The following is a 21,068-nucleotide window of genomic DNA, read 5'->3' as shown; positions in this document are numbered from 1 at the left end:
GGGCCCTGCGGTCAGCGACTGTCCGGCTCGACCGGCCCTAGGGTCCGGGGCGGCGGAAGACCGGTTCGGCCCATCGCGGTGGCGGCTGGGGTTCGACCGGCGCAGGGTGGTCCGGTGCCGTGGGGGCGGGGGCGGCACGCAGGGCGGCGACGAAGTCGAGGCAGGTGCCGTAGCGGGCGTCCGGGCTCTTGGCGAGCGCCCGGGCGAAGACCGAGTCGACCCCTCGGGGCAGGCCGGGGCGGACGGCGCTGGGCGGGTCTGGGTCGGCGTACTGGTGGGCCCACAGCAGGGCCATGTCGTCCTCGCGCCGGAAGGGCGGGCGTCCGGTCAGGGTCTCCTGGACGACGCAGGCCAGGCCGTAGACGTCGCAGCGGCCGTCGACGGGCCGGCCGGAGATCTGTTCCGGGGCCACGTAGTCGAGGGTGCCGACGAACTGGCCGACGCTGGTGAACCCGGTCAGGGACAGCGATTTCTTGGTCAGCCCGAAGTCGGTGAGGTAGACGTGCTCGGGGTGGTCGCTGTCGGTGCCGCGGGCGATCAGGACGTTCCCGGGTTTCACGTCCCGGTGGACCAGGCCGTGCTCGTGGGCGGCGTCCAGCGCGGAGGCCACCTGGGCGGCGATGCGCACGGCGTCGACGAAGGGCAGCGGTCCGCGCTCGTCGAGCAGATGGCGCAGGTCGCTGCCGGGGACGTAGCGCATGGCGATGTAGAGCACGCCGTCCGTCTCGCCGGCCTCGAAGACGGGCACGATGTGCGGGTGGTCGATGGCGGCGGCCACCCGGGACTCGTGGGTGAAACGCCTGCGGAAGGTGTCGTTGCGGGCGAGTTCCGGGGCGAGCAGCTTGAGCGCGACGGTGCGGTCCAGGCGCAGGTCTCGGGCGCGGTAGACGACGGCCATGCCGCCGCGGCCGATCACGCTCTCGAGCAGGTAGTCCGCCACCCGGTGCCCGGTCAGTTCCGGGGGCCGCCCCGGGGACAGGTCCGTCCGGCCGGCCATCAGGGCTCACCCCTGGGGGCGGCGTACCGGGTGGGGGCGTGATCGGGCGTGCCGCCGGAGGCCGGGCGCTCGGTGGCGTAGGTGTGCAGCCGGCGTCCGTCGCCGTACATCCAGCGGCCCTCGTCGGGGTCGTAGACCCACATCGACTCGCCGTCGACCACGATCCCGATGCGCAGCGCGCGGGTGCGGTCCTCGAAGGCCCGGCCGTCCAGCCCGCCGTCCGCGAGCTCGCGGACGGCCGCCCGGTAGCCGGCCAGGGCCCGTTCGGCGCGGGCCAGCAGGGGGAGCGGGTCCGCGGTGGCGGCGGGCGGCTTTCCGGCGGCGGGCGGGTCCCGGGGTACGGCGACCAGGTGGCGGCCGTCGACCCAGGCGGCCCAGCCGTTGGCGCAGCGGATGTGTGCCCATTCGCCGAGCCGTTCGACCAGTTCGACGGGCAGCAGCGGGTCGAGGGACACCGTGGGGCGGGCCGGGTCGGGGGCCTCCCAGGCCGGCATGCCGTCGGGCGGCACGACGTGGGTCGGCCGGAACACGCAGGGGTGCTGTCCGCTCATCGGGCCGCCCGTTTCCGCATCACGGCGGGTTCGTGCCGGCGCAGCAGCGGGACGACCAGCAGGCCGTAGACGGCGGAGAGCACCAGCAGCATGCCCAGATCCAGCAGCCAGACCCCGGCCGAGTGCCGGAACAGCGGGTCGGCGGTGACGGTGCCCGGCACGATCCGGGCGAGCCCGATCGTGCCGGCCATGGCGCCGAGCGCCCAGCGGGCGGGCACCAGCCAGGACAGCTGTTCCAGGCCGGGCACGCCGTGCAGCGGGAGCAGCGCGCCGCAGAAGACGACCTGGACGATGGCGAGGAGCACCAGCAGCGGCATCGTCACCTCCTCCTTGCGCACCAGCGCGGAGACCAGCAGACCGAGCATCATCGCCGTGAAGGCCAGCAGCGCGACGGCGAGGGTGATCTCGGCGAGCGGTGGCAGCAGGACGCCCCGGCCGCCGGGGGCGTTCAGGTCCACGCCGAGCAGGGCGACCTGGGTGAGGACGACGGCCTGGACGACCGTGACCGTGCCGAGCACCACCACCTTGGACATCAGATACGCCGATCTGGGCAGGCCGACGGCGCGTTCACGCCGGTAGACCGCGCGTTCCTTGACGAGTTCGCGGACCGCGTTGGCGGCCCCGGTGAGCACGGCGCCGACGCACAGGATGAGCAGCGCGTTCATCGCGGTGTCCCGGGTGAGCCGGCTGCCGGCCAGGGCCCGGGCCATGGCGCCCATGACGAACGGCAGCGCGATCATCACGGCGAGGAAGGTGCGGTCGGCGGCGAGGACGGCGGTGTAGCGGCGCACGAGGGTGCGGAGCTGGGCGCCCCAGCCGCGGGGGCGGAGCGGTGGCACGGGTACGTCCGCCGCGGCGGACGGCAGGCGGGGCTGGGAGCCGGCCTCGGTGACGTAGTACCGGTGGAACGGGGAGTCGCGGTACTCCTCCGCCCAGTCGCGGTCCTGGTCGCGGTCGAAGGCCTCGAAGGCCTCCGGCCACTGCTCGAAGCCGAAGAAGGCGAGGGCGTCCTCGGGCCGGCCGTAGTAGGCGATCCGGCCGCCGGGGGCGAGCACCAGCAGGCGGTCGCAGACGTCGAGGCTGAGCACGCTGTGCGTGACGACGATGACGGTGCGGCCGTCGTCGGCGAGGCCGCGCAGCATGTGCATCACCGACCGGTCCATACCTGGGTCGAGTCCCGAGGTCGGCTCGTCGAGGAAGAGCAGGGACGGTTTGGTCAGCAGCTCCAGGGCCACGCTGACCCGCTTGCGCTGGCCGCCGGAGAGGCTGTGCACGCTCTGGTCGGCCCGTGCCTCCAGGCCCAGCTCCCGGATCACCTCGTCCACCCGGGCCCGCCGTTCGGCCCGCGCGGTGTCGCCGGGAAAGCGCAGCTCGGCGGCGTAGGACAGGGCGGCGCCCACGGTGAGCTGGGGGTGCAGGATGTCGTCCTGGGGGACCAGGCCGATGCGCCGGCACAGTTCCGCGTAGTCGTGGTAGAGGTCGCGGCCGTCGTACAGGACGGTGCCGTGATCGGCGGGGCGCTGTCCGGTGAGGGCGCCGAGCAGCGTGGACTTTCCGGAGCCGCTCGGCCCGACGACCGCGAGCAGGCACTTCTCCCCCACCGGGAAGGAGACGTGGTCGAGGATGACCTTGCCGCCGTCGTCGACGGTGACCGTGAGGTCCTGCACGTCGAGCGAGACCTCGCCGGTGTCGACGTACTCCTGCAGTTCGTCGTCGACCAGGCAGTAGGTGATGTGACCGATGCCGACGAGGTCGCCCGGGCCGACCGGCGCCTGGGTGACGGGGGCGCCGTTGAGATAGGTGCCGTTGTGGCTGCCGAGGTCGGCGATCTCGTAGCTGCCGTCGGCGTGGGCGCGCAGTTCGGCGTGGTGGCGGGAGACGGTCAGGTCGTCGACGACGAGGTCGTTGTCCTCGGCCCGTCCGATGCGGATGGTGCGGACGGGCAGCGGCCGGACGCTGCTCGGGGCCCGGTAGGTACCGGTCAGCTCCGGGTGCGAGACGACCGAGGGACCGTGCGCGGCGGGCTCGGCCGGGCCCACGGGGACGGCACGGGGGCCGTCGGAGGGGTTGCCGAAGCGTATGACGCTGCCGGGGCGGACGTCCCACTCGTCGATGCGCAGGCCGTCGGCGTAGGTGCCGTTGGTGCTCTGCGCGTCCCGCAGCGTCCAGCGGTCGTGGTCGCAGCGGAGCACCGCGTGGTGCCACGAGACCCGGTCGTCGTCGAACACGATGTCGCTCAGCGGATCGCGCCCGACGTGATAGTCGTGGCCCGGGTTCATCACCGTGGAGCCCGCGTCGGTCTCGAGCACGAGTTCGGGTGCCGCCGGGGCGATTGGCCGCTCCGCCATGCCCAGAATTGTACCGATTCGACCATTCGTGCGCCCGGGCGCCGAGACGACGGGCGGCGCCCGGCGGGCACCGTGGCACGTGTCAGGCGACGGGCACGACGAGCGCCGGGAGGGTGCGCTGCATGCGCAGGGCGTCCACCGACTCGGCGAGCAGCTCGTACTCGGTGGTGTCGTCGCTGGCCGCGATCCGCACCAGTCGTCCGCCCGCCAGTTCGTCCGCGATCAGCTCCTGCCGGGCGCCGTCGGCGCACCAGGCGCGCAGCAGGGCCGGGACGTCGGCCACCGTGTCCGCCACCGGGACCAGCGCCGCGGCCGGGAAGGCGGCGTCCTGTGGGCTCGGGTCCAGCCGCTCGGCTATCCAGGACGCCCGGTCGCGCAGCCACCACAGGGCCAGCGCCAGCGTGGGCGCGCGATAGGTACCGAGCGGAACGCCGATACGCCGCCCGCCGCACGTGCCGTACGCGGTGACATGGCACAGGAATTCGTCGTGCACGATCACTCCCCCGTCGCCTCGCTGGTGTGCCGGCCGGCCCTCGCTCTCCGTGCGGCTCCTGTGCGGTGAAGTGCCCCTGCTATTCGAGTATCGCCACTCCCGAAACACTGTCACCATGACTTTCCGGCCAGTCTCCTGGCATATTCACCGCACTATCTGGCCGAAATCCCCCGGGTATACGGAGACGCGTCATTACCCGGGAGGTAATCGACCGGCCCCGGGCCGCTCGGGCATGGTGGTCACACCGGATCGGCGAATCCCGGATCCGGTTCCTGACCAGCGGTTACGACCTCGATGGAGGCTGATTCACCATGTCCGTGAACTATGAGAGCACCGTCGCCCGTTACTTCGAGGCCTGGAACGCCGTCGAGCCGGAGGCGCTGCGGAAGGCGGTCGCCGAGGCATGGACGGAGGACGGCGGCTACACCGACCCGCTGGCCGAGGTGCGCGGCCACGAGGGCATCGCGGCCGTGATCGCGGCGGTCCACGAGCAGTTCCCCGGCTTCGTGTTCCGCCCCCACGGCGCGGTGGACGGGCACCACGACATCGCGCGCTTCGGCTGGGAACTGGTGAACGAGGCGGACGGGTCGGCCCCGGTGGCCGGGTTCGACGTGGTCACCCTGGACGGCGAGGGCCGCATCCGGCAGGTGCTGGGTTTCCTGGACCGGGTTCCGCCGGCGGCCTGAGGCCGGGACCGGCGACGACACCGAACGGAATTCCGGATTCGCAATTCGGGAACGCACCACGGTGCCGCACGGAAATCGCGGCCCGTGGTGCCCGTGGCGGCACGAACGGCGGCCGGACACCGATGGTCCGGCCGCCGTTCCCGCTGTTCTCAGCCCTTTACGGAGGCCGTGTTCTCAGGCTTCGCGGAGGCCGTGTTCTCAGCCCTTCACGACGGCGTCGATACGCGCCAGTTCCTCGTCGTCGAAGTCGAGATTGCGCACCGCGCCGACGCTGTCCTCGAGCTGCCGCGGGCTGCTCGCTCCGACCAGCGCGGAGGTGACCCGGCCCCCGCGCAGCACCCAGGCCAGGGCGAGCTGGGCCAGGGTCTGCCCGCGGGACTCCGCGATCTCGTTCAGGGCGCGCAGCCGGCCGACCAGGTCCTCGGTGACGGCGTCCGAGTTCAGGAACGGGCTGTCGCTCGCGGCCCGGGAGTCCTCCGGGATGCCGTCGAGATAACGCCCGGTGAGCAGGCCCTGCTCCAGCGGGGAGTAGACGACGGAGCCGGCCTGGATCTCGTCCAGGGCGTCCAGCACGCCCTCGTCCTCGGGGCGCCGGTCGAGCATCGAGTAGCGCGGCTGGTGGACGAGGAGCGGGGTGCCGAGATCCGCGAGGATCCGGGCGGCCTCACGGGTCTGCTCGGCGGAGTAGTTGGAGACGCCGACGTACAGCGCCTTGCCCTGCCGCACCGCCGTGTGCAGGGCCCCCATCGTCTCCTCCAGCGGAGTGTCCGGGTCGAAGCGGTGCGAGTAGAAGATGTCGACGTAGTCCAGGCCCATGCGCTTCAGGCTCTGGTCGAGCGAGGACAGCAGGTACTTGCGCGAGCCCCATTCGCCGTACGGGCCGGGCCACATCAGGTAGCCGGCCTTGGTGGAGATCACCAGCTCGTCGCGGTAGGGCGTGAAGTCGGCCTTCAGTGCCTCGCCGAGGGCGGACTCGGCGGCACCGGGCGGCGGGCCGTAGTTGTTGGCCAGGTCGAAGTGGGTGACGCCGAGGTCGAAGGCGCGGCGCAGGATGGCGCGCTGGGTCTCGGCGGGCCGGTCGGGCCCGAAGTTGTGCCACAGGCCGAGCGACAGCGCGGGGAGCTTCAGGCCGCTGCGTCCGGTGCGCCGGTAGGGCATGTCGGTGTAGCGGTCGGGACGTGCGGTGTACAACGCGACTCCAGAGGGGTTGGCACAAGATCTACCAGTTCCACTCTTCACCGAACGCCGGGCAGCGGTCCAACAGAAGAATCCGATGGAATTCAGCGGATAGGCTTCTCAATCATGGAACTGCGCCATCTCCAGCACTTCGTCGCGGTCGCCGAGGACCAGCACTTCACCCGGGCCGCCGAGCGCCTCATGGTGTCCCAGTCCGGCCTGTCGGCCTCGATCCGGGCGCTGGAGCGGGAGTTGCGGGCGCCGCTGTTCGTGCGGACCACCCGCCGGGTGACGCTCACCGAGGCGGGGCGGGCGCTGCTGGTGGAGGCCGAGCGGATCCTGGCGCAGGTGCGCTCGGCGCACGAGGCGGTGGCCGCGGTGCAGGGCGTGCTGCGCGGCACGCTGGCGCTGGGCACCGAGCAGTGCATCGCCGGGGTGCATGTGGCGGGGCTGCTGGCGGCCTTCCGGCGCCGCCACCCGGACGTGGAGATCCGGCTGCGGCAGGCCGGCTCGGGGGCACTGGCCGAGGAGGTGGCCGCCGGGCGGCTGGACCTGGCCTTCGCCTACCGCACCCAGGCGGACACCGACCAGCTCCGCTCGGTGTCGCTGACCAGCGAGCCGATGACGGTGCTGTGCCATCCGAGCCACCGGCTCGCCGGGGCCGGCTCGGTGCTCGCGCCGGACGACCTGGCCGGCGAGGTGTTCGTGGACTTCCACCCGGACTGGGGCCCGCGCCGCACCACCGACGCCGCCTTCACCGCGGCCGGTGTCCGGCGCACGGTCGCGCTGGAGGTCAACGACGTGCACAGCCTGCTGGACCTGGTCGACGAGAACCTCGGCATCGCCGTGGTGCCGCGGCACTTCCGGCACAAGCGCCCCTCGCTGACGGCGCTGCCGGTGAAGGGGGCGGTCGAGGCGGAGTACGAGACCGTCGCCCTGCTGCCCCCGGAGCGCGCCACCAGCCCCGCGGCCCGCGCCCTGGTCACGCTTCTGGAGACGGACGGCGTGGCTCCCTGACGGGAACCGCCCGGCGGGCCGGGTGGCAGGCCCGGCGACGGCTCGGCCGGACGGGCGGTTGCGGACGCGTGGGCGGGCGCGATGCGCGATGGTGGACGTCATGCATGCCAAGGACATCCTCATCGACGGCTACGGCCGCATCCAGGAAGAAGTCCACGCCGCCCTGAAGGGCATGGGACCCGACGAGCTGCACTTCCGTCCGGCGCCCGGCGCCAACTCCGCCGCCTGGCTCGTCTGGCACCTCACCCGGGTGCAGGACGACCACGTCGCCGACGCCTTCGGCCTCGACCAGGTCTGGCTCTCCCAGGGCTGGGAGAAGCGCCTCGGCCTGGACCTGCCCCGCCACGACACCGGTTACGGGCACGGCCCGGAGAAGGTCGCCAAGGTGCGCGTCGAGTCGGCGGAGCTGCTCACCGGGTACCACGACGCCGTGCACGAGCAGACCCTGGGCGCCCTGCGCGGCCTCGCCGCCAAGGACCTGGAACGGATCGTGGACGAGCGCTGGGACCCGCCGGTCACGCTGGGCGCGCGCCTGGTGAGCGTCCTGTCCGACGATCTCCAGCACGTCGGACAGGCCGCCTACCTGCGGGGGCTCGCTCAGAGCGCGGCCGCGTAACCCGGCAGGACCACGTCCTCGAGGAGCGCCCTGCGCTCGTCGAACGGGATGAACGCGCTCTTGACGGCGTTCACGGTGACCGTGCGCAGGTCCTCCACCGTCCAGCCGGCCTCCTCGACCAGCAGGGACATCTCCCGGGTCATCGTCGTGCCCGACACCAGACGGTTGTCGGTGTTGAGGGTGACCCGGAAGCCGAGGTCCTTCAGCGCGGTGATGGGGTGCCCTGCGATCGAGTCTGCGCAGCCGGTCTGGAGGTTGGAGGTCGGGCACATCTCCAGCGGGACGCGGCGGTCGCGCACCCAGCCGGCCAGCCGGCCGAGCTTGCCGTCCACGATGTCCTCGGTGATGCGCACACCGTGGCCGATGCGCTGGGCGCCGCACACCTGCAGGGCCTGGTGGATGCTGGGCAGGCCGTGCGCCTCACCGGCGTGGATGGTGAACGGCACGTTCTCGCGGCGCAGGTGCTCGAAGGCGGCCAGGTGGTCGGCGGGCGGGAAGCCGTCCTCGGCGCCGGCGATGTCGAAGCCGACGACGCCCGCGTCGCGGTAGGCGACGGCCAGGTCGGCGGCCTCGCGGACGCGGTCGAACATCCGCATGCCGCAGAGCAGGGTGCCGACGCGCACCGGGGTACCGGCGGCGGCCGCCTTGGCCATGCCGGCGGCGAGGCCCTCCTGGACCGTCTCCACGACCTCGCGCATCGACAGCCCGCCCCTGGTGTTCAGCTCGGGGGCGTAGCGCACCTCGGCGTAGACGACCCCGTCGGCGGCGAGGTCGAGGACGTACTCCTCGGCGACCCGCAGCAGGCCCTCGCGGTTCTGCATGACGGCAAGGGTGTGCTCGAAGGTGGCTATGTAGCGGACCAGGTCGCCGGAGTTGGCGGCCTCGAAGTACCAGGCGGCCAGCTCGTCGGGGTCGGTGGTGGGCAGGGTGTGGCCGACCGCGGCGGCGAGGTCCACGACGGTGGCGGGGCGCAGGCCGCCGTCGAGGTGGTCATGCAGGACGGCCTTGGGCAGGCGGCGGACGACGTCGGTGTCTACGCGCGTAGCGGTCATGGCGTTCTTTCCTTGGGCGGGTGGTTCGGGTTGGCGGGAGGAGGGGTGTCAGCCGGCGGGCTGGAGCAGGTCCCAGCGGTTGCCGTACAGGTCCTGGAAGACGGCGACCGTGCCGTACGGCTCCTGCCGCGGCTCCTCCAGGAAGGTCACGCCGGCGGCGGCCATCCGGGCGCGGTCGCGGGCGAAGTCGTCGGTGTGCAGGAAGAACCCGACGCGGCCGCCGGTCTGGTCCCCCACCCGGGTGCGCTGCTCCTCGTCCTTGGCCCGGGCGAGCAGCAGTCCGGTGCCGTGGCCCGCCGCGGCCCCACCCCGCGCGTCCGGTTCCACGACGACCCAGCGGGAGCCGTCCGGCCGGGGCTCGTCCTCGGCCAGCCGGAACCCCAGGGGACCGGTGTAGAAGCGGATGGCCTCGTCGTAGTCGTCCACGACGAGGGTGACAAGGGCGACGTGACGCATCGGGGCCTTCCGGTGGGGGTGGACTGGCGGGTGAGGTTATACGTAAAACCCCGCGAGCGCCAGTCACCGTCGCGAAGGTGACGCACAGGTGGGTGGACGCGGGCTCGTGGTCCGGCGGTCCGGTTACGGGCTCTGATCGCCCTGGGCGATCTCGACCCGGTGGTGGACGTCGGCCAGGCCGGCCGCCGAGGCCACGCAGGAGACGGCGGCGCAGACGAGGAGCAGTGCGGCGATCGGGCGGCCGGCCCGGCGGGGAGCGCGGGCGCCGGCCAGCAGGGCGCGGACCCGGTGCGGGACCGGGCCGTCCGTCGCGGCGGCGGCGAAGGCGGGCCGTCCGGAGTGGTCGGCCTGGGCCGCGAGGGCGGCGCGGGCGATGGCACGGGCGGTCAGGCGGCGGTCCCCGACCCGGGCGGCGGCGGCCTCGTCGGCGGCGCGCTCGGCGGCGAGCCGGATGCTGTCGCGGACCGGGCGGAGGGCGGGGTGGCAGTGCGCCGCGAGTTCGGCGGCGGCGAGGAAGTAGTGGTGGCCGCCCTCGTTGTGCGCCCGCTCGTGCGCGAACAGCGCCTCACGCTCGGGGGCGTCGAGACAGCGCAGCATGGCGGTGGTGACGACGATCCGGTGCGGTCGGCCGGGCAGGGCGTAGGCGTCCGGGCGGACGGAGTCCACCACGCACAGGTCGCCCGCGGCGGGCCCGCGCCCGGCCTCCGTGCGGGCGGTCCGCAAGGCACGGGCCTGGCGCAGGACGGAGCGGGCCAGAGTCGCGACGCACACCGCGAGGGCTCCGACGGAGACCGCGGCGGCGGGCAGGACCACGAGGTCCGAGGCGGTGCGCAGGGGATGGATCAGCTCACCGAGCGCGGCGAACAGCGGCAGCTTGAGCAGGCCCGTCAGCAGGAAGACGCCGAGCGCGCCCAGCGAGCAGCCCGCCAGGACGACCGCGCACGCGGTGACCGCCCACAGCGCGACGGCCGGGGCCAGCCGGTCGAGCGCCCGGCGGGCCAGGGCCGGCAGGGCGAACGGCAGCAGCAGCGGCAGCAGGAGCAGGGCGGTCATTGGTCGCCGGGCTCCAGCAGGTCCCGCAGGATGCGTTCGTCGCCGGGGCTGAGCTGGGCGACGAAGCGGGCGAGGACGGTCTCGCGGTCGGTGTCCCGGTCGAGCTCGGTGTGCATCCGGCGGGCGGTCAGGCCCTGGGCGTCCTGGACCGGGAAGTAGGCGTAGCCGCGGCCCTGGCGCCGCCGGCCGACGATGCCCTTGTCGTGCAGCCGGGTCAGGATCGTCGTGACCGTCGTACGGGCGAGGCCGCCGCCGAGGCCGAGCTGGACCTCGCCGGGTGTCCGGGGCGTGCCGGCGGCCCAGAGGGCGGCCATCACGCTCGCTTCGAGTTCACCGGCCGGCCTGCGCGCGTCCCTGGCGTCGGTCATCGGATCGTTCCTCACCCCGTCCTTGTCCACGGCCCACCGGACCGGCTACGCCAGTGTAGTCGGCCGGGCGCCGTGCCCACCCGTGCGGCTGCCGTGGTCATGTGCTCCGCCCCGGTCGCGCCGCCGGCGCGGGCGTGGGGGCGTGCGGTCAGCGGGTCCGGGAGCGGGCCGCACCGAGCCGGGCGAGCTCCTCACCGGTGAGGCGCAGCGCGCCGGCGGCGACGTTCTGCACGAGGTGGGCGGGATCGCCGGTACCGGGGATGGCGAGGACGTGCGGGCCCTGGTGCAGGGTCCAGGCGATGCGGATCTGGGCGGCGCTCACGCCGTGCGCCCGGGCGGCGGAGAGGACGGCCTCGTCGTGGGCGGAGGTCGCGCCGTGCTCCCCCGCCTCACCGGCGACGGCGTAGAAGGGGACGAAGGCGATGCCGTGCTCGCCGCACAGGCGCAGCATCTCGTCGCCGACCGGGCCGGGGCGGTCCACCGCGTACCGGTTCTGCACGCACACGACCGGCGCGATCTTCAGGGCCTCGGCGAGGTGCCGCGGTTCGACACCGGAGACGCCGAGGTGCCGGATCAGCCCGGCCTCCCGCAGCTCGGCGAGGGCGCCGAAGTGCTCGGCTATCGAATCCTGGCTCTGGCGGCGGTAGTTGACGACGTCCAGGTGGTCACGGCCGAGCTGGCGCAGGTTCTCCTCCACGTGCCCGCGCAGCTCGTCGGGGCGGGCCGCGGCGCTCCACTCGCCCTGCTCGTCGCGGTGGGGGCCGACCTTGGTGACGATGACCAGGTCGTCGGGGTACGGGGAGAGCGCGGTGTTGATCAGTTCGTTGGCGGAGCGCAGGGACGAGAAGTAGAAGGCCGCCGTGTCGATGTGGTTCACACCGAGTTCGACGGCTCCGCGCAGTACGGCGAGGGAGCGCTCCCGGTCGCTCGGGGTGCCGAGGTGGAAGGCGGCGCTGCCCGTCAGCCGCATGGCACCGAGGCCGATGCGGTGGACGGTCAGGTCGCCGAGACGGACGGTGCCGGAGGCGGCTGCGGTGATCGTTTCGTGGGTCATCGGCGGAGTCTCGCACGCGGTGTCCCGCTGGGCACCGGGTTGTGGAGCGCGGGGGCACGCTCAGCCGCCGTGGGTCACGAGTCGCCGGGCCAGGACGTGGGTGCCGGTCGCGGCGGCCGCGGCGAAGGCCAGGCCCCGCACGGCGTCGAGCGGCCGGGCGGGGCGCAGGACCCCGGACCGGCGCAGACGGCCACGGGCCCACAGGGTGAAGGGAAGGACCACCAGCGGCGTGGTGACCGAGCCCGGCGTGTAACCCCGGACCACGGCCGCCTGGGCCAGGTGCACCAGGCCGTGCAAGCCGAAGGCGTCGAGCGCCGTCTGATAGAAGGCGGAGCGGCCGCCGGTGCGACGGCCCTCGGCGGCGGCCGCCGCCACCACCACGGCCATCGCGGCGACGGCCGTCGAGAACTCGCGGCCGTCCACCGCCCCGAGACACCGCCACACCGTGTCCGGCACGCCCGGGAAGCGCTCGCGCAGCTCCGGGAGCCGCGTCCGCCCCCAGCGCGGCACCATGACCACTTCCTCGGCGTCGTGCACGGCCCAGGCGGCCAGCAGCCCCAGGGTGACTGAGGCACCCACATCCCGCGGTTCTCGTGTCATGAACCCGCAGTCTGTCAAACGGAGTTGACGGCCTCTCGCCCGGCACCCGCCGGGACGGCCGTGTCGTCCGGCGGGGCGGTCAGTCCTCGTCCTGTCCCGGCACCACGACGAGGAAGGCGTCCGACTTCAGGTCCATCACCACGGTGGCGGCCTCGCCCTGGGCGCGGCGCGCGGCCGCGTACTCCTCCGCGGGCCACGATCCGCGCGGGGACCCCGCGGGGAATCGCTCCAGCACCTGTGCGCTCATGGCGGCTCACACCTCCTGCGTCGTCACCGGCCCGGACCGTTCACGGCCCGTAGTCTCCGCCTGCCCGGGACGGCCGCGGTCATGTCCCGCATCCGTACGGCGGGCGCGTCGGACATGTCCCGCATCCGCACGGCGCGCGCGCGTCGAAGAGGTGCGCAGGGGAACTCGGCAGGACCCCGGTCAGCGGCACGAAGGGCGGAGACGGATGGACGGCGACGACGTGAAGCGCTGCCTGGTGACGGGCGGCACGGGGTACATCGGCGGCCGGCTCGTCCCGGAGCTCCTCGCCGCCGGCCACCGGGTCCGCTGCCTCGCCCGCTCCCCCGGCAAGCTGCGCGACCACCCCTGGGCCGGCGACATCGAGGTGGCGCGCGGGGACGTCACGGACGCGGAGTCCGTCGCGGAGGCCATGCGGGACGTCGACGTGGCCTACTACCTGGTCCACGCCCTCGGCACCGGTGACGGCTTCGAGAAGACCGACCGCGAGGCGGCCCGGATCTTCGGCGAGCGGGCCCGGGCGGCAGGCGTGCGACGCATCGTCTACCTGGGCGGGCTCATCCCCGAGGACGTGCCCGAGCACGAGCTCTCCCCGCACCTGCGGTCCCGCGCCGAGGTCGGCCGCATCCTGATGGACTCCGGTGTGCCCACCGCGGTGCTGCGCGCGGCCGTGATCATCGGCTCCGGCTCGGCCTCCTTCGAGATGCTGCGCTATCTCACCGAGCGGCTGCCCATCATGGTCACCCCGAGCTGGGTGCACACCCGCATCCAGCCCATAGCCGTACGGGACGTGCTGCGCCTCCTGGTCGGCAGCGCGGATCTGCCCGCGGACGTGAACCGCACCTTCGACATCGGCGGCCCCGAGGTGCTCACGTACCGGGAGATGATGGTCCGCTACGCGGCGGTGGCGGGACTCCCGCGCCGGGTCATCGTGCCTGTGCCCGTCCTCACCCCGACGCTGTCCAGCCACTGGGTCGGTCTGGTCACACCGGTGCCCGCGTCCATCGCCCGGCCGCTCGCGGAGTCGCTGCGCCACGAAGTGGTCTGCCACGAGCGCGACATCGAGAGGTACCTGCCGTACCCGCCCGGGCGCCCGCTGCCCTTCGACGAGGCGGTACGGCTGGCCCTGCAGCGGGTCCGCGACGCCCAGGTGGTCACCCGCTGGACGTCCGCCGCGGTACCCGGAGCGCCGAGCGACCCGCTGCCCACCGACCCCGACTGGGCGGGCGGCAGCCTGTACACGGACGTCCGGGAGACCGCGGTGGACGCTCCGCCCGAGGCGCTGTGGCGGGTCGTCGAGGGGGTGGGCGGGGAGAACGGCTGGTACTCCTTCCCGCTCGCCTGGGCGCTGCGCGGCTGGCTGGACCGGATGGCGGGCGGGGTCGGGCTGCGCCGCGGCCGCCGGGACGCCCAGCGGCTGCGCGTCGGGGACTCGCTGGACTTCTGGCGGGTGGAGGAGATCGAGCCCGGGCGTCTGCTGCGGCTGCGGGCGGAGATGCGGCTGCCGGGGCTGGCGTGGCTGGAGATGTACGTGGAACCCGACGGCGCCGGACGCTGCCGGTACCGGCAGCGCGCGCTGTTCCATCCGCACGGGCTGCTCGGCCAGGCCTACTGGTGGGGCGTCTCCCCGTTCCACGCCGTGGTCTTCGGCGGCATGGCCCGCAACATCGCCCGCGCGGCCGCCACCACCACGTCGCTCCCACGCCGGAGGGAGCGGGCGGCAGCGCGCTGACGCCCCGCATCCGCCGGGCGCCGTGGACCGGAAGCAACCACCGTCCAGCGCCAGCTGTCCCGACCGACGCCCCGGAGCCGCACCATGAACGTCTCGGTCGTCCTGTTCACCGCCGACCTGCGCCTGCACGACCATCCGCCGCTGCGGGCGGCGCTGGACGGCACCCGGAACGTGGTGCCGCTCTTCGTGCGCGACCGGGGAGTGGACCGGGCCGGATACGCGGCGCCCAACCGGCTGGCGTTCCTCGCCGACTGCCTGCGCGATCTGGACGCGGGTCTGCGCGAGCGGGGCGGCCGGCTGGTGCTCCGCTCCGGCGACCTGGTCGAGGAGGTGTGCAAGGTGGTCACCGAGGCCGACGCCGACGAGGTGCACATGGCCGCCGACGTCAGCGCCTACGCGCACCGCCGGGAGGAGCGGCTGCGCCGGGCCCTGGAGGCCGACGGGCGCCGGCTGCACGTCCACGACACGGTGACCACGGCGCTGACGCCCGGCGCGGTGACGCCCGCCTCCTCGGACCACTTCGCGGTGTTCACCCCGTACTTCCGGCAGTGGTCGCAGGCGCGGTTGCGCGACGCGCTCGGCCCACCGCGCACGATCCGGGTGCCGGAGGGCGTCGGTTCCGAGGAGCTTCCCTCGCGCGCGGGGCTGACGGGCGTGTCCGAGGGGCTGGCCGAGGGCGGGGAGGTGCTCGGCCGCAAGCTGGTCAGCGCCTGGCTGCGCCGTGGTGTGGCGCGGTACGAGGACCGGCACGACGATCTGGCCGGTGACGCGACCAGCCGGCTCTCCCCGCACCTGCACTTCGGCACGCTTTCCCCCGTGGAACTGGTGCACCGCGCCCGCAGAGCGGGCGGACCGGGCGCCGAGGCGTTCGTACGGCAGCTCGCCTGGCGCGACTTCCACCGGCAGGTGCTGGCGGCCCGGCCGGCCGCCTCGGGCGCCGACTACCGCACCAAGCACGACCGCTGGCGCACCGAGCGGACGGCCCGGGAGGACATCGAGGCGTGGCGGGAGGGGCGTACCGGCTATCCGATCGTCGACGCCGCGATGCGTCAGCTCAGGTACGAGGGCTGGATGCACAACCGCGGCCGGCTGCTGGCCGCGAGCTTCCTGGCCAAGACGCTCTACGTGGACTGGCGGGTGGGCGCCCGGCACTTTCTCGGTCTGCTGGTCGACGGGGACGTGGCCAACAACCAGCTCAACTGGCAGTGGATGGCGGGTACCGGCACGGACACCCGTCCCAACCGCGTGCTCAACCCGGTCACCCAGGGCAAGCGGTACGACCCCGACGGCGCCTACGTCCACCACTGGGTACCCGAACTGGAAGCGCTGCGCGCCCCGTTGGTACATGAGCCGTGGAAGCTGGCGGAACCGGACCGGGCCGCGCTCGACTACCCGGACCCGATCGTCGGCCTGTCCGAGGGCCTGACCCGGTTCAGGCGGGCCCGCGGCCGCGAGGACTGAGGCTCGGCCACCGCCGGGCTCCGCGCATTCAGGCCCTACACATAAGGGGGAAAGAAGAGCAGAATGCGAAGAAGCGGCGCTTACCGCACGCCCGGTCCGGGCGCGGTCGGCCTGCGACTCACGAAGGAGGCGGGACATGGCCGACGTCTCGCACAGGGGTGACATGGCGACCCACCCCGACATATCCGAGATGCGGACGCGGTACGCCCACATGCTCGGTGGCCGCGACGTGGCGCTCGTGGACGGGCCGGTCTTCCTGCTCGGCCTGTACTGCGCGGCGTCCCCGTGGATCCTGCACTACACGGCGAGCCAGCCGGCGCTCGCGACGCACAACCTGATCATGGGCATCGCGATCGGGCTGCTGGCCCTGGGCTTCACCACGGCTCCGGCACGGATGTACGGCCTGAGCTGGGCCATGTGCGCCATGGGTGTCTGGATGATCATCGCTCCGTGGATCGTGGGCAGCGGCCCGGACGCAGGCGTGATCGTGAACAACATCGTCATCGGCGCGCTGGCCGTGGTCCTCGGCCTGATGTGCGCCGGCACGGCGCAGAAGAGCGCCCCACGAACGTAGAGAGGCCGGCCACCGAGAGACCGGCCGTTGGGAGAAGGGCTCCTGAGTACGGACGCGCGGAAGGAGGACCAGGCGAAGAAAGTGAAGGACACGAAGAATGCGGGGCCGGTCCGCCCGGGCGGACCGGCCTCCCCGTGCCCTGCGGGGCGTCACGGCCGACCAGGGCTCAGCCCGCTTCGAGGACCGGCTGTCCCTCCGTGCGCTCCTGCGGGGTCTCCTTCGGCCCGAAGGGCCACGCCCGCTCCAGCCGCGCCCAGATCAGAAAGGCGACGCAGCCGAGGGCCAGCCAGGCCAGGGACCACTCGATGGGGTGGCGGCCCGGGGAGTTCTCGTCGGCGTACCCGTAGATCACGCACCAGCCGGTGAAGGCGACGGCGGCGGGCAGCGGGTACAGCCACATCCGGTAGGGCCGGCGCAGGGTGGGCCGGCGTCTCCGCAGGACGGTGAGGGCCACGATCTGGGCCAGCGCCTGGACGATCACCATGACCGTGGTGAGCAGCTGGATGAGTGTCGCGAGGTCGGTGTGCCGGCCGATCAGGAAGCCGATCGCGGTGATCACGCCCATGGTCGCGAGCCCCAGGGCCGGGAACCGGTGTTCGGGGTGCAGCCTCTCGTACGGCCGGAAGAACACCCCGTCCCGGGCGGCGTCGCACGGCACCCGGGAGCCGCCGAGCAGGCCGGTGAAGACCGAGGCGAAGGCCGTGACCAGGATCAGCACGGTGACGGTTACCGCGGCCCCCCTGCCCCAGGTCCGCTCCAGCACGGCGGAGGCCACGGAGGTGGAGGCGATGTCGTGCGGGTCGGTCATGCGGTGCCAGTCGACGACGCCCAGGGTGCCGATCTGCAGCAGCAGGTAGATCGTCATGATGCCGAGGACCGAGAAGACGATGGAGCGCGGCAGGGTCCGGCCGGGGTTTTTGATCTCGGCGCCCAGGTAGGCGGTGGTGTTGTAGCCGAGGTAGTCGTAGATGCCGATGGTCAGGCCCGCGGCGAAGCCGGGCCAGAAGTGGCCTGAGGTGACGTCGAGGGCGTGCGCCGGGTAGGTGAAGGCCAGGTGCGGACTGAAGGCGGTGGCCGCGGCGGCGATCACCAGGAGAACCGAGGCGATCATCACGGTCCACATCACGGCGGTGATGCGGGCGATGTGCTCGATGCCGCGCCGGAGCAGGAGCACGACCAGGGCGATGACGCCGAGGCCGACGAGGTCGCCGGCGGTCCTGCCGAGGCCTGGGGCGAGGTAGCCGAGATACTGGACGAAGCCCACCACGCCGGTGGACATGATCAGCGGGATGAAGAGCATCGCCGTCCACACGAACAGGAACGGCATCAGACGGCCGGTGCGGTGCCGGAAGGCCTCGCGGAGGTAGACGTAGCTGCCACCCGAACCGGGCATGGCGGCGCCCAGCTCGGCCCAGACCAGCCCGTCGCACAGCGCCAGCACGGCGCCCGCGACGAAGCCGACGACCGCCTGGGGGCCGCCGAACGCGCTCACCATCAGCGGGATGGTCACGAACGGGCCGATGCCGCACATCTGGCTCATGTTGATGGCCGTGGCCTGGAAAGGACCGACACGGCGGACGAAGCCACCCGTGGGTGGCGGACTACCGGACATGGGGGGACTCCTGACGCGACGGGCGTGCGGACCGCGTGCGCGGCCGCGGTCCGCCCGGCCGGGCCGGCCGGCGGATGAAGTTGTGCGGCCCTACGGCGCCGGACGGGCGACAGCCGAGCGGTTCGTGCCGCTTGTCAAGGCGGGCGGGGCCTACGGTCGTTGACGCGGCCCGCGCCGCGCCCTTCCTCGAGTCAGGTTAGTAAAGTTTCCTGACTTCATTGGGCTCCTACGTCACGAGGCTGGAGACCGCCGTGTTCGCTCGCCCCGCCCCCGGACGCCGGCCGGCCACGGCAGTCGTATTCCTGAGCCTGCTGGCCGCGCTGTCCACCAGCGCCCGGGCCGCGACGCAGGACGGCGACGCGGCGCCGCACGAGCGGCGGCCCGCGGTGACCCGCGTGCCCTCCGCGGCCGGCTCCGCCACCCCGCTCGCCGGGTACGCCGTCCAGTCGACGTCGAAGGTGGGCGACCCGGCGGCGGCCGTCTCCTCCCCCGGCTATCCGGCCGTCGGCTGGCATCCGGCGGGCCCCCGGTCGACGGTCCTGGCCGCCCTGCTCGCCGACGGCGTGTACGCCGACCCCTTCCACTCCACCAACCTGGCGAAGATCCCGCGGAAGGACTTCGACGTCCCCTGGTGGTACCGGTCCGACTTCACCGTCGAGGACACCGGCCGGCGCACCCACCTGGACTTCAGCGGGGTCGTCTCGGCTGCCGACGTCTACGTCAACGGCCACGCGGTGGCCGCGGCCGCGGACGTGACCGGCGCCTATACCCGGCACGAGCTGGACATCACCTCGCTGGTGCGGTCCGGCACCAACACGGTCGCGTTCCGGGTCCGGCCCAACAACCCGGACGCCGACCTCACCATGGGCTGGCTCGACTGGCTCCAGCCGCCGCCCGACCGGAACATGGGCATCGTCCGTGACGTCCTGGTGCGCCGGGGCGGCCCGGTGGCGCTGCGCGACGCGCACGTGGTGACCCGGCTGGCCGTGCCGTCCCTCGCCACCGCCGAACTGACCGTGAAGGCGCAGACCCGCAACGACTCCGACGAGGCGGTCACCGCCGAGGTGACCGGCCGGGTCGCCGGGGCGGCCTTCACCCGCGACGTACCGCTCGCCCCGCACGAGACGAAGACCGTCACCTTCTCCCCCGCCGACGTCCCCGGTCTGCACCTCGCCTCCCCCCACGTGTGGTGGCCGGCCGGCATGGGCGAGCAGCCCCTGTACGACCTGGACCTCACCGCGTCGGTGGCGGGCACGGCCTCGGACACCGCCCACGAGACCTTCGGCGTCCGTGACGTCCAGGCCCCCCTCGACGCCGACGGCGCCCGCCAGTACCGGATCAACGGCCGCAAGCTGCTGATCAAGGGCGGCGGCTGGTCCCCGGACGAGTTCCTGCGCTGGGACCGCACCTATGTGGCGGACCGGCTCGAGTACGCGCTCGACCTCGGGCTGAACACCCTCCGGCTGGAGGGCCACATCGAACCGGACGAGTTCTTCGACCTCGCCGACCGCTACGGACTGCTCGCCCTGCCCGGCTGGGAGTGCTGCGACAAGTGGGAGGGGAACGTCAACGAGGACGGCTCCGGCGAGAAGTGGACCGACGCGGACCACCGGGTCGCCAAGGCCTCCATGGCCGCCGAGGCCGCCCGGCTGCGCGGCCACCCGAGCGTGATCTCGTTCCTGATCGGCAGCGACGCGGCCCCCGACGCGACGATCGAGCGGAACTACCTGGACGCCCTGAAGGCCGCCGACTGGCCCGACCCGGTGATCCCGGCCGCCTCCGAGAAGTCCTCGCCGCAGCTCGGCCGTTCGGGGATGAAGATGACCGGGCCGTACGACTGGGTCCCGCCCGGCTACTGGTACGCCAAGCGCGAGGGCGGGGCCACCGGCTTCAACTCCGAGACCAGCGCGGGCCCCGACATCCCGACCCTGGACACCCTGCGCCGGATGATGACCCCGGCCGAGCTCGACACCCTCTGGAAGGATCCGGGCGCCCGGCAGTACCACCGCTCCCCCTCGTCCGTCTTCGGCACGCTGAAGATCTACGACGCCGCCCTCACCGGCCGCTACGGCGCCCCGAAGGACCTGTCCGACTACGTCCGCAAGGCGCAGCTCGCCCAGTACGAGAACGTCCGCGCCCAGTACGAGGCCTACGCGCGCAACGCCACGGACGCGGAGAAGCCCGCCACCGGGGTGGTCTACTGGATGTTCAACAGCGGCTGGACGTCCCTGCACTGGCAGCTGACGGACCGCTACCTGGACCAGGGCGGCGCCTACTTCGGCGCGAAGAAGGCGAACGAGCCGCTGCACATCCAGTACTCCTACGACGACCGTTCGGTCGTGGTCGTGAACGGCCGGCACGGTCCGGCGGGCCGGCTCACCGCACGGGCCACCCTGTTCGACCCCGACGGCACGCAGCGGTACGACAGGGCCGTCGGCGAGCTGTCCGTGGACGGCGACGGCGCGCGCCGCACCGCCCTCACCCTGCCCGCGTCGGTGACCGGCCTGCCCTCCACGTATCTGCTCCGGCTGACCCTGACCGGCGAGGACGGCCGGGAGGTGAGCCGCAACGTCTACTGGCTGTCCACGGCGCAGGACACGCTCGACTGGGCGCACACCGACTGGTACTACACGCCGACCAGCCGCTACGCCGACCTCAAGGGGCTCGCCGCGATGGCCCAGGTGCCGGTGGACGCGACGGCGACGACGACGTCGTCCGGGGGCACGTCCACGACGACGGTGACCCTGCGGCACGCCGGGGGCGGGCGGACGCCGTCCCTGTTCACCGACGTGCATCTGGTCGACGACCGGGGCCGGCCGGTGCTGCCGGTGCGATGGTCGGACAACGAGGCCGGTCTCTGGCCGGGCGAGTCGGTGACGCTGACCGCCACCTACCGGACCGCCGATCTGCACGGCTCGGCGCCGCACGTGCGGGTGTCGGGATGGAACACCCCGGAGCGGACCCTGCCGGCCGGCTGA

Annotated in this window: 20 protein-coding genes; 7 read left to right on the top strand and 13 right to left on the bottom strand. The window is 73.3% G+C overall.

The window, feature by feature from the left end; genetic code table 11:
• Positions 1-37 precede the first annotated feature (37 nt).
• From ABZ478_RS26390 to ABZ478_RS26375, 4 genes are all read right to left on the bottom strand, one after another.
• Positions 38-997 carry a serine/threonine-protein kinase gene (locus ABZ478_RS26390; protein WP_359553127.1) on the bottom strand — a complete coding sequence of 320 codons (960 nt, stop codon included), beginning with the start codon at positions 995-997 and terminating at the stop codon, positions 38-40.
• Entirely contained in the window at positions 997-1,548 is a 552-nt protein-coding gene (locus ABZ478_RS26385; protein WP_359553126.1) for a hypothetical protein, read from the bottom strand. The genes ABZ478_RS26390 and ABZ478_RS26385 overlap by 1 nt, the downstream gene beginning before the upstream one ends.
• The gene (locus tag ABZ478_RS26380; protein ID WP_359553125.1) at positions 1,545-3,896 is read right to left on the bottom strand and encodes an FHA domain-containing protein; all 2,352 of its coding nucleotides are present in this window, start codon (positions 3,894-3,896) and stop codon (positions 1,545-1,547) included. The genes ABZ478_RS26385 and ABZ478_RS26380 overlap by 4 nt, the downstream gene beginning before the upstream one ends.
• Before the next feature lie 82 nt (positions 3,897-3,978).
• Positions 3,979-4,389 (bottom strand): hypothetical protein, encoded by a 411-nt coding sequence (locus tag ABZ478_RS26375; protein ID WP_359553124.1) that lies wholly within the window; start codon positions 4,387-4,389, stop codon positions 3,979-3,981.
• A 311-nt stretch (positions 4,390-4,700) separates the two neighbouring features.
• Here ABZ478_RS26375 and ABZ478_RS26370 point away from each other — a divergent pair, with 311 nt between their 5' ends.
• The gene (locus tag ABZ478_RS26370; RefSeq protein ID WP_359553123.1) at positions 4,701-5,075 is read left to right on the top strand and encodes a nuclear transport factor 2 family protein; all 375 of its coding nucleotides are present in this window, start codon (positions 4,701-4,703) and stop codon (positions 5,073-5,075) included.
• 198 nt (positions 5,076-5,273) lie between these two features.
• On the opposite strand, the gene mgrA is transcribed toward ABZ478_RS26370, so the two are convergent.
• Positions 5,274-6,266: an L-glyceraldehyde 3-phosphate reductase gene (gene mgrA, locus ABZ478_RS26365; RefSeq protein WP_359553122.1), complete on the bottom strand. Its 993-nt coding sequence runs from the start codon at positions 6,264-6,266 to the stop codon at positions 5,274-5,276.
• Between the two features lie 111 nt (positions 6,267-6,377).
• On the opposite strand from mgrA, the gene ABZ478_RS26360 reads away from it, so the two are divergent.
• Together ABZ478_RS26360 and ABZ478_RS26355 are read left to right on the top strand one after the other, a co-directional pair.
• On the top strand, positions 6,378-7,268 hold the full coding sequence (locus ABZ478_RS26360) for a LysR substrate-binding domain-containing protein (RefSeq protein WP_359553121.1): 891 nt from the start codon (positions 6,378-6,380) through the stop codon (positions 7,266-7,268).
• 100 nt (positions 7,269-7,368) lie between these two features.
• Entirely contained in the window at positions 7,369-7,884 is a 516-nt protein-coding gene (locus ABZ478_RS26355; RefSeq protein WP_359553120.1) for a DinB family protein, read from the top strand.
• Here the strand turns inward: ABZ478_RS26355 and ABZ478_RS26350 are convergent.
• The 7 genes from ABZ478_RS26350 to ABZ478_RS26320 all read right to left on the bottom strand — a co-directional run bounded on the left by ABZ478_RS26350 (position 7,866) and on the right by ABZ478_RS26320 (position 12,714).
• On the bottom strand, positions 7,866-8,936 hold the full coding sequence (locus tag ABZ478_RS26350; RefSeq protein ID WP_358934344.1) for an adenosine deaminase: 1,071 nt from the start codon (positions 8,934-8,936) through the stop codon (positions 7,866-7,868). The genes ABZ478_RS26355 and ABZ478_RS26350 overlap by 19 nt on opposite strands.
• Before the next feature lie 48 nt (positions 8,937-8,984).
• On the bottom strand, positions 8,985-9,392 hold the full coding sequence (locus ABZ478_RS26345) for a VOC family protein (RefSeq protein ID WP_359553119.1): 408 nt from the start codon (positions 9,390-9,392) through the stop codon (positions 8,985-8,987).
• A gap of 123 nt (positions 9,393-9,515) precedes the next feature.
• Complete coding sequence (locus ABZ478_RS26340; protein WP_359553118.1) at positions 9,516-10,445, bottom strand: M48 family metalloprotease; 930 nt, start codon at positions 10,443-10,445, stop codon at positions 9,516-9,518.
• Positions 10,442-10,813 carry a BlaI/MecI/CopY family transcriptional regulator gene (locus tag ABZ478_RS26335; RefSeq protein WP_359553117.1) on the bottom strand — a complete coding sequence of 124 codons (372 nt, stop codon included), beginning with the start codon at positions 10,811-10,813 and terminating at the stop codon, positions 10,442-10,444. Before ABZ478_RS26335 ends, ABZ478_RS26340 begins: the two co-directional genes overlap by 4 nt.
• A 148-nt stretch (positions 10,814-10,961) precedes the next feature.
• The gene (locus ABZ478_RS26330) at positions 10,962-11,867 is read right to left on the bottom strand and encodes an aldo/keto reductase (protein WP_359553116.1); all 906 of its coding nucleotides are present in this window, start codon (positions 11,865-11,867) and stop codon (positions 10,962-10,964) included.
• A gap of 60 nt (positions 11,868-11,927) precedes the next feature.
• A complete protein-coding gene (locus ABZ478_RS26325) occupies positions 11,928-12,467 on the bottom strand; it encodes an HXXEE domain-containing protein (protein ID WP_359553115.1) in 540 nt (179 codons plus the stop codon).
• Between the two features lie 79 nt (positions 12,468-12,546).
• Complete coding sequence (locus ABZ478_RS26320) at positions 12,547-12,714, bottom strand: hypothetical protein (protein WP_174266149.1); 168 nt, start codon at positions 12,712-12,714, stop codon at positions 12,547-12,549.
• Positions 12,715-12,919: 205 nt separating this feature from the next.
• On the opposite strand from ABZ478_RS26320, the gene ABZ478_RS26315 reads away from it, so the two are divergent.
• The 3 genes from ABZ478_RS26315 (at position 12,920) to ABZ478_RS26305 (ending at position 16,478) form a co-directional block, all read left to right on the top strand.
• The gene (locus ABZ478_RS26315; protein WP_359553114.1) at positions 12,920-14,443 is read left to right on the top strand and encodes an SDR family oxidoreductase; all 1,524 of its coding nucleotides are present in this window, start codon (positions 12,920-12,922) and stop codon (positions 14,441-14,443) included.
• An 84-nt stretch (positions 14,444-14,527) separates the two neighbouring features.
• A complete protein-coding gene (locus ABZ478_RS26310) occupies positions 14,528-15,904 on the top strand; it encodes a deoxyribodipyrimidine photo-lyase (protein WP_359553113.1) in 1,377 nt (458 codons plus the stop codon).
• Between the two features lie 136 nt (positions 15,905-16,040).
• The gene (locus ABZ478_RS26305) at positions 16,041-16,478 is read left to right on the top strand and encodes an SPW repeat protein (protein ID WP_358934327.1); all 438 of its coding nucleotides are present in this window, start codon (positions 16,041-16,043) and stop codon (positions 16,476-16,478) included.
• Between the two features lie 166 nt (positions 16,479-16,644).
• Here the strand turns inward: ABZ478_RS26305 and ABZ478_RS26300 are convergent, their stop codons facing one another.
• Positions 16,645-18,090 (bottom strand): APC family permease, encoded by a 1,446-nt coding sequence (locus ABZ478_RS26300; protein ID WP_359553112.1) that lies wholly within the window; start codon positions 18,088-18,090, stop codon positions 16,645-16,647.
• 251 nt (positions 18,091-18,341) lie between these two features.
• Between ABZ478_RS26300 and ABZ478_RS26295 the strand changes: the two genes are divergently transcribed.
• Positions 18,342-21,068, top strand: a complete 2,727-nt coding sequence (locus tag ABZ478_RS26295) for a sugar-binding domain-containing protein (RefSeq protein WP_359553111.1) — start codon at positions 18,342-18,344, stop codon at positions 21,066-21,068.

Source organism: Streptomyces sp. NPDC005706 (assembly GCF_040631045.1).
In the GTDB taxonomy this organism is placed as follows: Bacteria; Actinomycetota; Actinomycetes; order Streptomycetales; family Streptomycetaceae; genus Streptomyces.
Note: the sequence above shows the minus strand (reverse complement) of the source record. Positions and strands in the feature narration are given on the sequence as shown.